A 15,195-nucleotide genomic window follows, 5' to 3' on the forward strand; every position below is an offset into this window, starting at 1 on the left:
TAAATTTTTATGATAAATAACCCTTCCAGAGTTTGAAACCAGGAAAGGGTTACTGTGAATTTTAGAGGATTTTTCCCAAAGATTATTTTCTAAACATTTTAGTCAAAATTCCAAAAGCGCCACGGATAAAAGTAGCACTAGTCAACACTTTTACAACGGACTTTGTTATTGCTCCGGTTGCATCGGATGTTTTCCTGTCTTCTTTTTCTTCGTCTTTTTGTTGTTGCTGTTCGGCAGCTTCTTTTTCTACGATTTCAATTTTTTTATGGAGCATTTCGTAGGCACTTTCCCGATCAATTATCTCACTGTATTTTTTTACCAATTTAGATTTGGCATTGATTTCATTGATTTCTGCATCAGTTAAAATATCCATTCTGCTCATTGGCGCCCGCATCATCGTTGCGGCCAGCGGCGTTGGTATTCCTTTTTCGTTCAAAGCGGTGACTAATGCTTCCCCAATTCCGAGGCTGGTCAAAACTTCATCGGTTTTGTAATAATCGGAAAGTGGATAATTACCAGCGGTTTGTTTAATCGCCTGACGATCATTTGCGGTAAAAGCTCTCAAAGCGTGTTGTATTTTCAAACCCAATTGTGCCAAAACGCCACTCGGAACATCCATAGGGTTTTGGGTTACAAAGAATACCCCGATGCCTTTGGAACGAATTAATTTGATGATGGTTTCTATTTGTTCCAACAATGCTTTGCTGGCTTCGTTAAAAATCAAATGGGCCTCATCGATAAAAATCACTAATTCAGGTCGCTCGACATCTCCTTTTTCAGGCATTTGCTGATAGATTTCTGCCAATAAACTCAACATAAAAGTCGAGAATAATTTGGGTTTATCCTGAATGTCCGTAAGTCGAATGATGTTGATATACCCTTTTCCGTTTTCATCAAAACGCATTAAATCATTGATGTCGAATGACATTTCACCAAAAAACAGGTCTCCGCCTTGTTGTTCTAGTTCAATAATTTTTCTGAGAATAGTGCCGGTTGATGAGGTTGAAATCTTGCCATAGCTTTCTTCAATCTCTACTTTTCCTTCTTCAGTAATATAATTAATGACTTTTTTAATATCTTTTAAATCCAATAAAGCCATTTTATGATCGTCACAATACTTAAAAATTATCGAAACAATACCAGCTTGTGTGTCATTTAAACCTAATATTCTGGAGAATAAAACGGGTCCGAATTCTGAAACGGTGGCACGAAGCCTAACCCCATTTTGTTCCGACAAAGTCAATAATTCTACAGGAAACCCACTAACAGCATAAGGAATGTTGATTTTGGCATGTCGTTCTGCAATAAAAGGTTTTTCTTCTCCTTCTTTTGCAATTCCGCTAAAATCACCTTTGATGTCCATCATTAAAACCGGAATTCCGAGAGCGGATAATTGTTCCGAAAGCACCTGAATGGTTTTGGTTTTTCCGGTTCCTGTCGCTCCGGCAATCAATCCGTGTCGGTTTAAAGTTTTCAGCGGCACTTTAATAGGAGCATTTGGCAAAGCTTCTCCGTCAAGTATGGCGCCTCCTAGAGTAATGCTTTCGCCTTTAGAGGTATAGCCATTATTTATGTGTTGTATAAAATCTTCTTTTTTGCTCATCTATAGTATCGGTATAAGTTGAAATTAAAATTATAATGCAAGTTATTAAATTTTTAAGAATGGTATTTTAATAATTAAATAGAATATTCAATAATTGATATAAATTTTTATTTACTTTTCGTATACTATTTAGAATGTTTCAACGTTATGGTGTATCGATATGTTAAAAAAATAAACTTTAAAATTGTGATTTTTAAGCTGAATGGGGGATAAATGCTAATTTATTCAAAAAATATTTTTTTATTTAAACTAAAAAATTAAATTTGCTCCTATGCAAGTTCGAATACAACTTAAAGCTTATTAAATTATTTAAAACTATTAAAATTAAAAAAAAAATGGCAAACGTTAAAAAAGAAGGTGGTTCTAACGCAGGAGGAATGGTTTCAGGAATCATTATTGTAGCATGTGTTTTTGTTGGATATTTAATATGGGAATTTCTAATGGGATCTTCAGCGAATTTTGAGGGAGGAGATCCTGAAAAAGGGCATCCATTAAATACTTTGGGTATGGTTTACAAAGGAGGATTTATCGTGCCAATTTTGTTAGGGATGTTATTAATGGTTGTTGTGTTTTCTATTGAGAGATATTTTGTTATATCAAAAGCGGCTGGTAAAAACAAATTAGATGTTTTTATGAGAAATGTACAAGGCAGTATTAAAGGTGGTCAAATTGACGAGGCAATCGCTGCTTGTGATAAACAAAAAGGGTCTGTTGCAAATGCAATTAAATCTGCTTTGATCAAATATCAAGACGTTAAAAAAGAAGGATTCAATAGTGAAGAAGCTTCCGAAACTATACACAAAGAAATCGAAGAGGTTACTTCTCTTGAGATGCCAATGTTAGAGAAAAACATGACTATTATTTCTTCATTAGTTTCTTTAGGGACACTTGGAGGATTATTAGGAACAGTATCTGGGATGATTAAAGCATTTGGTGCTTTGGCTAGTGCTGGAACTCCTGACCAAGCAGCTCTTGCAACAGGTATTTCTGAGGCACTTATTAATACTGCAACAGGTATTGCTACTTCTGTATTGGCAATTATTGCTTACAACTTTTTTACTTCTAAAATTGATGATTTAACGTACTCTATCGATGAGGCAGGTACAACAATTGTAAATACTTACAGAAAATTTAGAGGTAGCTTAAAACAATAATAATTTTTGATATAAAATATATCAAATAATATATAAAAAATAATGGCTAAAATAAAAATGAAAAAAAAGTCAACATCTACCGATATGACGGCTATGTGTGATGTTGCGTTTCTTTTGCTTACGTTCTTTATTTTGACTGCTACAGCTAAAGTGCCAGAAGCTTTGCCGGTGGATACACCAGCATCTACTGTGCAAACTAAATTACCTGAAAGTGATTTGGCGACTATAACTATAGGAAAAGGAAAAGTATTTTATGATTTGAAAGGAAGAGAAGTTCGTAAAAGAGCTCTCGAATTGATGGGTCAAAAATACGGTATTGCCTTTACAGAAGATGAATCAGCAAAATTTTCATTGATGGAAGGATTTGGCGTGCCAATCCAAAATCTTAAGCAAATTATTGCGATGAAAAATGCAGACAGAAGCAAAGCAGATCAACCTGGTGTTCCAAAAGATTCACTTGATAATCAATTAAAAGAATGGATTTATAATTCTCGAATTGCGAATATCGATGTAAATGATAAGGAATTGCAAGTTGCTATAAAAGGCGATGCAAAAGAAGAGTATCCAGCAATCAAAAGCGTAATGGATATTTTACAAGACCAAAAAATCAATAGCTTTAGTCTGGTTACTGGTTTAAGAGGAAAAGATTTTTAATTAAAAAAGAGACACTAAAATGGCTGAATTAAATACCGACGGCGGTGGAGGCGGAAAAGGTGGTAAAGTAAGAAGTAAAAAGCAAAACGCAAAAGTAGATTTAACTGCGATGGTGGATTTGGCTTTCTTATTGATAACCTTCTTTATGCTTACTACTACGTTGTCTAAACCTCAATCGATGAGTTTGGCTTTGCCAGATAAATCTGAGGATGAAAAGAAGGAAAAGCCTATAAAAGTTGATGAAAACCGTACGATGACTATATTATTAGGAGATGATAATAAAATGGTATACTACATGGGTTTGTTGGCTACTCCAATCGCTGGACCTAAGGATATTGCTTACGGTAAGGAGGGTATTCGTAAAGAATTACTGAAAAGAAAAAAATCTGTGCTTGAGTATTCTACAGCAAAGGGTTTTCCGAAAAATGGAATTATTGTTATTATCAAACCAAGTAAAAAATCAAATTACCGAAATTTGATTGATATACTTGATGAGATGGCAATTGTAGGAGTGGAAACGAATGCAATTGTTAATGATTTTTCGCCAGAAGAACTAAAATTGTTAGAAGGAAACTAAGATCATTCTTACCACCCAATAACCTAATAATTAAGAAAAATGAAATTAGATATATTAAAACAGCAATGGCTTGATATCGTATTTGAAGGGCGAAATAAAAGTTACGGAGCATATGAGCTAAGACAAACAAACCCAAAAACTACCGTGAAAGCGCTTATTTTTGGTACTGTTGTTTTTGCACTTGCAATAAGCGCACCGCTTATTATGAACTTAATTCCGGATTCTTCGGATGTTGACACAACTTTAGACACGAAAATTGTCACTATTAAGCTTCCTCCAAAAGAGAAACCGCCAGAAAATCTTCCACCGCCACCACCACCACCACCAAAAGTGGATCAGGTTAAATTTGTTAAACCAGTTGTGGCAAAAGCAGAAGAAGTGACTGAAGAGCCACCAAAAATTGCGGAAATAAAAGACAAAAAAATCGGTGCTGAAACTATAAAAGGTGATCCGGATGCCGAATTAACAGTAGAACCCGTTGGAAACGGCCCTGCGGATGTTGTAGAAGACAATGCCATTTACAATACTGCCGGTATCGAAGTAAAACCACTTTTCCCTGGGGGAATGGATAAATTCTACAAATATGTAGGAAATAATTATAGAGCTCCAGAAGAAGAAGGTTTAAAAGGAAAAGTATATGTTACGTTTGTAGTTGAAAAAGATGGTTCATTAACGGATATCAAAGTAATTAGAGATATTGGTTTTGGAACCGGAAAAGAAGCGATTCGCGTACTTAAAGCTTCTCCTAAATGGGTTCCTGGAGAACAAAATGGTAAAAAGGTTAGAGTACTTTATTCTCTTCCAATTACGATTCAATCAGCGGAATAATGTTGAAAAAAATATTTGATAATATTCAGAAGAAATCGCTTAAAGAGCGATTTCTTCTCGTTATAGGGATTTTGTTTTTCTTAGTTTATCTAGTTTTAGGATTATTCATTATCTTTATGAAGAATTTCCCAATGGACATGCAACGCAGTTATAGAATTGCTTTTGGTGTCGTTCTTATTGTGTATTCTTTTTTTAGATTCTTAAGGATTATTAATGATAATAAAGATTAGATCATGAAAAATTTTCAAAAAATTCCGTATTTAATTTTTCTTTCAATAATTGTTTTGGTTTTTTCCTGTAACCAATCAAATGGTCCTAAAAACCCAAAAGAAACCATTTTGGAAGGAGCAACAACTATTCTTGTCGACGAGACATTAAAACCAATAATTGAAGATCAGATTGAGGTTTTTGAAAGTCTCTATAAGGCTAAGATTATTTTGGATGCCAAGTCTGAAACAGAGGTAGTTCAATCACTTGTGAAAGATTCAGCAGGCATCGCAATCTTAACAAGAACACTGACTACAGAAGAAGCAAAGATTTTTGAAGCAAAGAAAATTACTCCAAAAGTTACCAAGTTTGCCATTGATGCTATTGCATTTATTTCTAATAGTAAAAACAAGGACACTTTAATTGCGCTGCAGGATGTAATTCATTTTATGCAAGGCAAATCAAATAACAACATTAAAGGATTGGTTTTTGACAATCCGAATTCAAGTACGGTTCGTTACATGAATGATTTAGCCGGGTTAAAAACCATACCTGAAAATGGTATCTTCTCTTTTAAGACCAATGAAGAGGTTCTTAAATTTGTTTCTGAAAATCAAGGCATGATTGGAGTTATAGGTGTAAATTGGATTTCACAGCCTTCGGCTTTATCCAAAGATTATTTAAAAAATATAAATGTGCTAAGTGTAAAAGGCACCACTAAGGATGGTTTTTTTGCGCCATCTCAAAACAATATCGCAGAAGGTAAGTATCCTTTGGCACGGGATTTGTATATAATCAATTGTCAAGGTTTTTCCGGTCTAGGAATGGGGTTCGCTTCATTTGTCGCAGGAGATAAAGGACAAAGAATAATTTTGAAATCAGGTTTGTTACCAATAAGAATGCCTGGAAGAAATTTTATAATTAAAAAAGAAATCGAGAAAAAATAAATAAATTATATCAAGATGAACAAATTTAAGACTTTTAGTATTGCTTTATTGGCTTCGGTTACGGCCAGTTATGCGCAAGATATAGATCAGGCAAAAAAGGCAATCGATGCAGAACAATTTGAAAAAGCGAAATCAATGTTGAAAACGATTATTCAAAGTAAACCTGCAAATGGAAAGGCTGCTTTTCTTTTAGGAAATGTTTATCTTACTCAGAACATCGCTGACTCGGCTAAAATTTACTTTCAAAAAGGTTTATCCGCAAGTGAGGATTCAAAATTCAACTATATCGGTTTAGGACAAATGGATTTAGACAATGGTAATCTTGCCGCTGCGCAAGCCAACTTTGCCATGGCAACGAAAGACATCAAAAAGAAAGATGTAGAACCTTATGTTTACGTAGGTAAAGCCTATTTAAATGCAAACAAACCTGATTATAAAAATGCACTTACCGTTTTAGGTAAAGCAAAATTGATAAACCCTCAAGACGCACAATTGCAATTGGTTTTGGGAGATGCTTATTATGGAGATAAAAATCAAAACGATGCTTATGTAGCCTATCGTACTGCATTTCAATCTGACCCAACTTTAATCAGAGCAAAAATGCAGCAAGCTGTTTTGCTAAAAGGGGCCAAAGCCTATTCTGAAGCCACAAAATTATTAAACGAAATTGTAGCCACAAATCCGAATTATGGTCCTGTTTACAGAGAATTGGCCGAAACGTATTTCTATTGGGGAAATAATGACCCAAAAAATTACAAGGAATACATTCAAAAAGCATTGGGTTATTATGAAAAATACATGAGCATGACGGATTATTCGTTAACGTCTCGTATGCGTCATGCCGATTTTCTAATCGTAGCAAAAGATTACGCAGCATTAGAAGTTGAAGCCAACAAAATGAAAGAATTAGACAACGTAAACCCAAGAATTCTGCGTTATTTAGGATATTCAGCTTACGAAAACGGAAATATCGATGCAGCCATACAAGCTCTGGAAAGTTTTATTGCTAATCCAACAAACAAAATTATTGCAAGAGATTACCTTTATTTAGGTCTTGCAAAATTAAGAAATGCAAGCAATCCAGAAACTAAAAAAGTTGATCAAGTTGCTTTTGATGCTGCGGTTTCAAATATTAAAAAAGCGGTTGAAATGGAAATTACCATGACAAACGATTTGAATGAAGTGGGAAAAAAATTCTACGAACTTAAAATGTTTAAAGAAGCAGCTGCCATTTATGAAATTGCAGTTACAAATCCGGATTCTAGAAATTATTTGCTTGACAATTTCTATTTAGGAAACTCATTGTACTATGACAATAATAGAAAAGATGTTGTAAAACCAGATCCAATTGCATTACAAAAAGCCGATGCCGCTTTTGCAAATGTAATCACAGCTTCTCCAGCAACTCAAGATGCTTACATCTTTAGAGCCAGAACAAACAGTTTGTTAGAAAAACCAGACTTAATGGTCAAGTTTTATGAAGAATATATTAAAGTTGTAAGCGAGAAAGGTGCCGAAGAAATTGCAAAACCTGCAACTAAAGCAAAACTTATCGAAGCATACAACACTATTGCCGGAAATTCTGAAAAAGCAAAAGCTAAAGAATACTTAGCCAAAACGCTTGCTCTTGATCCGACAAATAAATACGCATTAGATTTATTAAAATCATTAAAATAATACATTAATTATTTTCAAAACAAACCGATAGCTTCAACGCTATCGGTTTTTTTGTTTTATTCGAAGCATTAATTTCCAATCTTTCAGTAAATGCCTCTTCCTGCTCTCCGCTATATCTTTTTTCTCGTTTAAAAAAACAAGAAAAAAGGATACCGCTCCGATCAGGGCTAAGGAGAAATTGCAGGCATTTCTATTAATTCTCAAATTCTAAATCTCATTTCCCAATCAGTATTCGAATAATCGAGAAATCTAATAATCTAAAAATCCAAATAACTATCTTTGCAGACTATTTTATAAAAAAATGCTTAAAAAAGAAATACAATCAGCTGTAGAAAAAGGAGCCATGCTTCCCTTAATGGAAGAATTCTACACCATTCAGGGCGAAGGATATCACACAGGAACAGCAGCCTATTTTATTAGAATCGGCGGTTGCGATGTAGGGTGTCACTGGTGCGATGTAAAAGAAAGCTGGAATGCCGAACTGCATCCGCCAACAGATACCGATTTGATAGTTGACAACGCAAGTAAATATTCAGAAACTGTTGTTGTCACTGGCGGAGAACCATTAATGTGGGATATGACTTTGCTGACTCAAAAATTAAAAGAGAAAAACCGCAAAGTTCACATCGAAACATCGGGGGCTTATCCGTTGTCGGGAACTTGGGACTGGATTTGTCTTTCCCCAAAGAAAAACAAACTGCCAACCCAAACCGTTTATGATAATGCCAACGAGCTGAAAGTAATCATCTACAACAAACACGATTTCATTTTTGCCGAAGAGCAAGCCGAAAAAGTAAATCCAAATGCGATTCTTTTCCTGCAACCCGAATGGAGCAAAAAAGAAGAAATGACGCCACTAATTGTAGATTATGTAATGAATAACCCAAAATGGCGTGTGTCATTGCAAACCCATAAATATTTGAATATCCCTTAAATATGAAAAAATACCTATTGTTCTTCTTATTCTGTTTCAGTATATCGGGTTTTTCACAAGAACTTTTAATGGATACCGAAGACGTAAATCCCGCCGATGTTATCGAAGCAAAATTTAACGGTGGAGGTCTGGATAAATTTAATGAATATATCCATCAGGAATTGGATCTTTCAAAAATTACTAAATCCGGTAAAATTGTCGCATCATTTACCATAAACCAAGTGGGCGAGATTAAAAACATCCGCATTTTGGAATTTTCAAATGTAGAGTCTGCAAGTGAAATCATAAGAGTATTACAAAAAGCACCAAAATGGGAGCCGGCTAAACGTTCAGGAAAACCTTTTAATGTGGATATTAAATGGCCTTTTACTTTTACAATAAATTCTGCACCTAATACTAGTGAAATTCAAAATCCAGTTTCTGAAAATCCGGTTTCTATTGAAAATAAAAAAAAAATTCCAGGGGGACTCCATGAGTTTTATAAGTTCGTTAGAGAAAATTACCACGCTCCGGATGTACCTGGATTAAATGGTAAAGTTATCGTTAGTTTTGTTGTAAATGAAGACGGGAGTCTTAGTGATTATAAAATCATTAATGATTTGGGGTATGGTTCAGCTAAAGAATTAATTAGAGTTTTAAAATCTTCAGGTAAAAAATGGTCGCCTGCTGTTAAGGATGGAAAACCAGTAAAAAGCACTCTTACTTTACCAATCAGAATAAATATTCCGAGAGATTAAATTTAACACCTACCTCATTAATTATCTTATGAAAAAAATCCTGTTTTTTGCTTTAGCGTTTTTTGCAATACAAAACCTATCTGCCCAAGAGGCAACAGAAACATCAAATGAAAATGTTTATAATACCGCCGGTATTGAAGTAATTCCTCAATTTCCTGGTGGTATTCAGGAGTTTTATAAATTCATTGGAAGCAATTATAAAGTTCCAAATGTAAAAGGGCTTTCTGGGAAAGTATTTGTTACTTTTATAATTGAAAAAGATGGAAGTGTTGAAGATATAAAAGTGATAAGAGATATTGGACATGGAACTGGAAGAGAAGCAATAAAGCTTTTGAAAAAATGCCCGAAATGGATGCCAGGAGAACAGCAAGGTAAAAAAGTAAGAGTTTTGTATTCTTTACCCATAAATATTCAGACTTAGAAATAATGAAAATCCCAAATGTATATCGCTTGGGATTTTTTATTTTTACAAAAAAACACCATGAAATCGCAATTCCTCCTCAATTCAGAAATTACCTATCTAAATCACGGATCTTTTGGCGCCTGTCCAAAACCTATTTTCGAGAATTATCAACATTGGCAATTGGAATTGGAGAAAGAACCGGTTCAGTTTATCACAAAAAAATCTAATGATTATTTAAAGCAATCCAAAACAGCTTTGGCAAAATATATAGGTTGTGATGCGGAGGATTTTTTCTTTACACCTAATCCGACAATTGCGATTAATACCATTATGCGAAGTTTGCACTTGCAAGCTGGCGATGAAATTCTGTCTACCAATCACGAGTATGGTGCAATGGATAAAACATGGAATTTCTACTGCAAAAAAACTGGAGCCAAATATATACGTCAAAACATTTCTCTTCCAATAGTTTCAAAAGAACAGATCTTGAAAGAATTCTGGAGCGGTTATACCTCTAAAACCAAAGTTATTTTCATCAACCAACTGTCAAGCTGTACCGCTTTAATTTTTCCTGTGAAAGAAATTTGCGATAAGGCAAAAGAATTAGGATTGATTACTATTGTTGACGGCGCTCATGTTCCGGGTCATATCGATTTGAATATCGAGGAATTAAATCCTGATTTTTACACAGGAACGTTACATAAATGGATGTTGACACCAAAAGGGTGTTCCTTTTTGTACGTAAAAAAGGAATTTCAAAACACGATTGATCCTTTAGTGGTCAGTTGGGGTTATGAAAGTGAAATTCCAAATGGAAACCAATTTCTGGAGTATCACGAATACCAAGGAACCAGAGATATTTCGGCTTTTTTGACTGCTCCAACCGCCATACAATTTCTGAACGATAACAATTGGAAGGAAAAATCAGCTCAATGCCGAAAATTGATACTAGATAATTATGAATCTTTTTGCGATTTGCTAAACACAAAACCTATTTGTCCGGTTACCGAAGAGTTTTTGGGACAGATGTGCAGCATTCCTATTCAAACTGAAAGTCTTGTTGAATTAAAAGAATTACTCTACAATAAATACAAAATAGAAATTCCTGTAATGAAAATTGAAGATAAGATATTCTTGAGAATTTCCATCAATGTATATAATTCACAAGAAGATTTAGATAAATTAAGAATGGCAATTATTGATATTAAAGCTACAACCGATTTGTTGAAATAAAATTATTTCCAATCTTTTAGTTTTTTCAATTCAGTAGTGTGAGCAAGATGGTGGTTGCAATGCCAGATTTTTTTCTAAAGTGAAAGTTTAGCCAAATAATCATAATGTTCGCCTTCCAAAACCAACTCACATTCTAATCCATTCGCATGAGCAGCATTTTGTAAAGTATTGTAATCAAGATAAAGCCAAGGAAACGATGCTTCTTTTTCGCCTTTATAAGTAAGTGTGAATTCCAGTTCGCCATAGTAATCGTCACCTGAAATCCATTTTCCGCCATCTTCATCTTCGTCGAACATATAAATTATATCAGAGGAATCAATCAGGATTTGTCCGTTTTCATTCAGTAGCGATTTCAATTTTTGAAAGTATTGCGAAACATTCTTAAGTTTTCCAAAAATTCCCGTGCCATTCATCAGTAATAAAATCGTGTCGAATTTTTCATTCACATCTAAATCCAGAATATTTACGACTTTAGCATTAGTAAGTCCTCTTAATTGGCATGCTTTAATGGCATTTTCAGAGATATCAATTGCAATTACTTCTAATCCTTTTTCATTTTGCAAATACAAACCATGACTTCCTGCTCCACAGCCCACATCTAGAACTTTTCCTTTGGCAAGTTCCAGTGCTTTCTGTTCCAATTGTGGCATTTCAGAAAAGGAACGAAAAAGATAAGCCACGCTCATTTCGTCTTCTTCAGAAATTGTTGTTTCCGTAATTAAATCTTCGGGAGAATTGTTCGTTTGGTAATCTAATATGGCTTTTCCAAAAAGGTCTTTCATAATTTAAGTTTAAAGTTTAATGTTTAAAGTTTAGAAAGTTTAATTTTGCGGTCATCAACTTTAAACTTTAAACTTGAAACCACCTTTAAACGAACTGGGAAAACTTGCCAAAGATAAGCATATCGAAAACAAAAAGTATTTCGTTAAGCTAAAAAACAAGCAGCCCAAGAATTTGGATTATGTAATGCAGGATTTACATGATGCTGAATTCAAAAAAACAGATTGCTTAAAATGTGCCAATTGCTGTAAAACGACTGGACCACTCTTCACGTCTGCCGACATTGAGCGTGTTTCCAAACATCTGAAACAAAAACCACAACAATTCATCGACCAATATTTACGTATTGATGAAGACCAGGATTATGTATTGCAAAGTGTGCCTTGTACATTTTTGGATAATGAAAATGCTTGCATGATTTACGACGTTCGTCCAAAAGCATGTCGCGAATTTCCGCATACCGACCGAAAAAAGTTTCAGCAAATTTCTGATTTAACATTGCGAAATGTTGCTATATGTCCGGCAGCTTATAATATTGTGGAAGAAATGAAGAAAAGAATGCCTCTTTAGTAAATCAAATAGGCTGTTCTCATTTTTTTAAAGGTTTCCAAACCGTTTTGCCAGCTTTCTCTTATTTCTGATTCTGAAATTTCCGCTTCAATTTGTTGTTGCAGTTTTTTCGTTCCGGCCAGTTTAGTGAAAAATGAATTAAAGAATTTGGTTTTGTCCGCGGTTTCATTGTAAGCTTTTATCAGCCATTTTAGTTCTAATCTATTTACTTTTGCAATAGCGGATAAATCCTCACCATAACATTCCACACCATTATAAGTTGGCTCTTTAGCGCCAAAATTTGGTTTTGGAATAAAACTAAAATTACGCTTCGGTAAAAATGGAGAACCATAGATTTGGAATTGTTTTTCCGTTCCGCGACCCATGCTCACATTTGTTCCTTCAAAAAAGCACAAACTCGCATATAAATTGATAGATTGGTCGTTGGGTAAATTTGGTGAAGGCTTTACAAGAATGCTATAGGGCATATTTCTTTTATAATTTAAACAGGGAATCACAGTCAATTGGCATTGAATTTCTTTTTTCAGCCATTTTTCGCCATTAATCATTTTTGCATATTCGCCAATCGTCATGCCGTGTAAAACAGGAATCGGATGCATGCCCACAAAACTGGTGTATTGCTTTTCAAGAATTGGTCCGTCAACAATACTTCCATTCGGGTTTGGCCGGTCTAAAACAATAAGTTGAATGTTGTTTTCTGCACAGGCTTCCATTACATAATGTAGGGAAGAGATATAAGTATAAAATCGCGCACCCACATCCTGCAAATCAAAAATCATAATATCAATTCCGGCTAATTGCTCAGGTTTTGGTTTTTTATTATCACCATAAAGCGAAATGATTGGCAAGCCGGTTTTAGAATCTTTCCCGTCTACAACATGTTCGCCGGCATCAGCTGTTCCACGAAAACCGTGTTCTGGGGCAAAAATGGTTTTGATATTGATTTTATTTTCAATTAAAAAATCAACTAAATGTGTTTTGCTAGTTAGAATTCCGGTTTGGTTAGTGACAATTCCAATTTTTTTATTCTTTAATAAGGGAAGGTACTTTACGTAATTATCAGCTCCGGTTTTTATTTCTTGTTTGTCAGAACTTGTTTTTTCGAGAACTTGTTTTGTTTCCGCAGAATCTCCTTGTGCTTTCTTTGCAGAACACGAAGTTGAAAAAATTATTAAAACCAAGAATAAAACTGTATTTTTGAAAACCGAATTAGATACCATATCAAATTGAATTTAGAATATTTTATAGCCAAAAGACTCATTACTGCTAAAGATCATAAAAGTAGTATTTCTGCACCAATTATAAAAATTGCTATTTCTGCTATTGCAATAGGAATGATTATGATGATTGTGTCCGTTGCTACCGGTATTGGCTTACAGCAAAAAATACGCCAAAAAGTTTCTGCCTTCAACGGACACATTATTATTTCGAATTACGATGATAATCAATCTCAGGTAAGCGTAGAGCCTATTTCGACAAAACAGGATTTTTATCCCAAGTTCAAATCAGTTGATGGAATTAGTCATATTCAAGCAGTAGCCAGCAAAGCCGGAATTATAAGAACCGCAACGGCTTTTGAAGGGATTATTTTTAAAGGTGTTGGCAAAGACTATCAATGGGATAATATTAAAGAGTATTTAATTGCTGGTAAATTACCAAATCTGTCGAGCAATCTAAATCCAGAAGTGCTAATCTCGGAATATCTCGCCAAAAGATTAAATCTAAAAGTAGGAGATAAGTTCAATACCTTCTTCATGAAAGAAGACAGCAATCAAATGCCAAACCTTCGGGTTTTCCTAATTACTGGAATTTATAACTCCGGATTCCAGGAATTCGACGCTACCTATATTATAGGAGACATTCGTCATCTGCAACGCATCAACAAATGGAAACCGGAGCAAGTCGGCTCATTCGAAGTTTTTGTAGACGATTTCAATAATATTGAAGCCAAAGGGAAAGAGGTCTACGAACAAACCAGTTCCACACTCAACACACAAACCATTGTCGAAAAATATTACTACATCTTCGAATGGCTCAAATTATTCGATTTCAATATCATCATCATCCTCATCATAATGATTGTAGTTGCCACCATTAATATGGTAGTCGCATTATTAGTATTGATTTTAGAACGTACCCAAATGATCGGAATCCTCAAAGCATTAGGCGCAAGCAATTGGGCAGTCCGGAAAATATTTCTCTATAATGCCTTCTACCTTATAGTACGAGGACTGTTCTGGGGGAACCTAATAGGAATCGGGCTCGTTTTAATCCAACAATATTTTGGCGTCATCCAGCTCAATCCCGAAAATTACTATGTCAACCAAGCACCAGTCTATCTCAATTGGGGATACATTCTGCTTCTAAATATAGGAACCGTATTAATATGCCTGGTCGTATTGTTAATCCCATCCTATATAATAACCAAAATTTCTCCTGTAAAAGCCATCCGTTTCGATTAATATTTTCCTCAGGAGCGCAAAGTCCGTCCTTATATATAAGTCTTATTCCCGCTTTCCGCTCCAATCTTTCGCTTTTTAAAGGAAAAAGCGAAAGGATTTCCGCTGCACTCGGGGCTAAAGGAGGAGTTTGAGGCTTATTTATGAATTTCCTTTCATCTGCAATCCGCAAAAACCGTACATTTTCAAAAGATTTCAAGCTAATCCAAAACGGTCACCTGTTACAAATGGACCGATTAGCATCCTTCCGAGCGAAAACGGCCAAAAAACTTTCATATCCAAAAAACACGCTCCCAGCAACTTAGCGTATCAATCAAAAAAACTTTCAAAAAAAGACATTTAAAAGTTTGCGAAAGCGAATAAGTATGCTACTTTTGCACCCGCAATGACGCAGAAGTTCTTACTTATTTACTGGGAATCGAATCAAAATAA

Annotated in this window: 15 protein-coding genes; 12 read left to right on the top strand and 3 right to left on the bottom strand. The window is 34.8% G+C overall.

What is annotated here, in order from left to right; all coding sequences use genetic code 11:
* Positions 1 to 82: 82 nt before the first annotated feature.
* On the bottom strand, positions 83 to 1,603 hold the full coding sequence (locus VI621_RS11835; protein WP_324218603.1) for a helicase HerA-like domain-containing protein: 1,521 nt from the start codon (positions 1,601 to 1,603) through the stop codon (positions 83 to 85).
* A gap of 335 nt (positions 1,604 to 1,938) precedes the next feature.
* Here VI621_RS11835 and VI621_RS11840 point away from each other — a divergent pair, with 335 nt between their 5' ends.
* The 10 genes from VI621_RS11840 to VI621_RS11885 all read left to right on the top strand — a co-directional run bounded on the left by VI621_RS11840 (position 1,939) and on the right by VI621_RS11885 (position 10,954).
* Entirely contained in the window at positions 1,939 to 2,757 is an 819-nt protein-coding gene (locus VI621_RS11840; protein WP_324218604.1) for a MotA/TolQ/ExbB proton channel family protein, read from the top strand.
* A gap of 42 nt (positions 2,758 to 2,799) precedes the next feature.
* A complete protein-coding gene (locus VI621_RS11845) occupies positions 2,800 to 3,411 on the top strand; it encodes a biopolymer transporter ExbD (RefSeq protein ID WP_324218605.1) in 612 nt (203 codons plus the stop codon).
* Between the two features lie 19 nt (positions 3,412 to 3,430).
* Positions 3,431 to 3,988, top strand: a complete 558-nt coding sequence (locus tag VI621_RS11850) for a biopolymer transporter ExbD (protein ID WP_324218606.1) — start codon at positions 3,431 to 3,433, stop codon at positions 3,986 to 3,988.
* A gap of 39 nt (positions 3,989 to 4,027) precedes the next feature.
* Positions 4,028 to 4,816: an energy transducer TonB gene (locus tag VI621_RS11855; RefSeq protein WP_324218607.1), complete on the top strand. Its 789-nt coding sequence runs from the start codon at positions 4,028 to 4,030 to the stop codon at positions 4,814 to 4,816.
* Between the two features lie 233 nt (positions 4,817 to 5,049).
* Positions 5,050 to 5,970, top strand: a complete 921-nt coding sequence (locus VI621_RS11860) for a substrate-binding domain-containing protein (protein WP_324218608.1) — start codon at positions 5,050 to 5,052, stop codon at positions 5,968 to 5,970.
* Between the two features lie 15 nt (positions 5,971 to 5,985).
* Positions 5,986 to 7,647, top strand: coding sequence for a tetratricopeptide repeat protein (locus tag VI621_RS11865; protein ID WP_324218609.1), 1,662 nt, complete (start codon positions 5,986 to 5,988; stop codon positions 7,645 to 7,647).
* Positions 7,648 to 7,948: 301 nt separating this feature from the next.
* Positions 7,949 to 8,581 carry a 7-carboxy-7-deazaguanine synthase QueE gene (locus VI621_RS11870; protein WP_324218610.1) on the top strand — a complete coding sequence of 211 codons (633 nt, stop codon included), beginning with the start codon at positions 7,949 to 7,951 and terminating at the stop codon, positions 8,579 to 8,581.
* Between the two features lie 68 nt (positions 8,582 to 8,649).
* On the top strand, positions 8,650 to 9,318 hold the full coding sequence (locus tag VI621_RS11875) for an energy transducer TonB (RefSeq protein ID WP_324218611.1): 669 nt from the start codon (positions 8,650 to 8,652) through the stop codon (positions 9,316 to 9,318).
* 28 nt (positions 9,319 to 9,346) lie between these two features.
* A complete protein-coding gene (locus tag VI621_RS11880; RefSeq protein WP_324218612.1) occupies positions 9,347 to 9,739 on the top strand; it encodes an energy transducer TonB in 393 nt (130 codons plus the stop codon).
* A 60-nt stretch (positions 9,740 to 9,799) separates the two neighbouring features.
* Positions 9,800 to 10,954: an aminotransferase class V-fold PLP-dependent enzyme gene (locus VI621_RS11885; RefSeq protein WP_324218613.1), complete on the top strand. Its 1,155-nt coding sequence runs from the start codon at positions 9,800 to 9,802 to the stop codon at positions 10,952 to 10,954.
* Positions 10,955 to 11,028: 74 nt separating this feature from the next.
* On the opposite strand, the gene VI621_RS11890 is transcribed toward VI621_RS11885, so the two are convergent.
* The gene (locus VI621_RS11890) at positions 11,029 to 11,736 is read right to left on the bottom strand and encodes an SAM-dependent methyltransferase (RefSeq protein ID WP_324218614.1); all 708 of its coding nucleotides are present in this window, start codon (positions 11,734 to 11,736) and stop codon (positions 11,029 to 11,031) included.
* 73 nt (positions 11,737 to 11,809) lie between these two features.
* On the opposite strand from VI621_RS11890, the gene VI621_RS11895 reads away from it, so the two are divergent.
* Positions 11,810 to 12,304: a YkgJ family cysteine cluster protein gene (locus VI621_RS11895; RefSeq protein WP_324218615.1), complete on the top strand. Its 495-nt coding sequence runs from the start codon at positions 11,810 to 11,812 to the stop codon at positions 12,302 to 12,304.
* On the opposite strand, the gene VI621_RS11900 is transcribed toward VI621_RS11895, so the two are convergent.
* A complete protein-coding gene (locus VI621_RS11900; RefSeq protein ID WP_324218616.1) occupies positions 12,301 to 13,524 on the bottom strand; it encodes a DUF1343 domain-containing protein in 1,224 nt (407 codons plus the stop codon). The genes VI621_RS11895 and VI621_RS11900 overlap by 4 nt on opposite strands.
* Positions 13,525 to 13,530: 6 nt before the next feature.
* Between VI621_RS11900 and VI621_RS11905 the strand changes: the two genes are divergently transcribed.
* Positions 13,531 to 14,766 carry an ABC transporter permease gene (locus VI621_RS11905; protein ID WP_324218617.1) on the top strand — a complete coding sequence of 412 codons (1,236 nt, stop codon included), beginning with the start codon at positions 13,531 to 13,533 and terminating at the stop codon, positions 14,764 to 14,766.
* The last annotated feature ends 429 nt before the right edge of the window (positions 14,767 to 15,195 follow it).

Origin of the sequence: Flavobacterium sp. (assembly GCF_035292545.1) — a bacterium.
Classification (GTDB): Bacteria; Bacteroidota; Bacteroidia; order Flavobacteriales; family Flavobacteriaceae; genus Flavobacterium.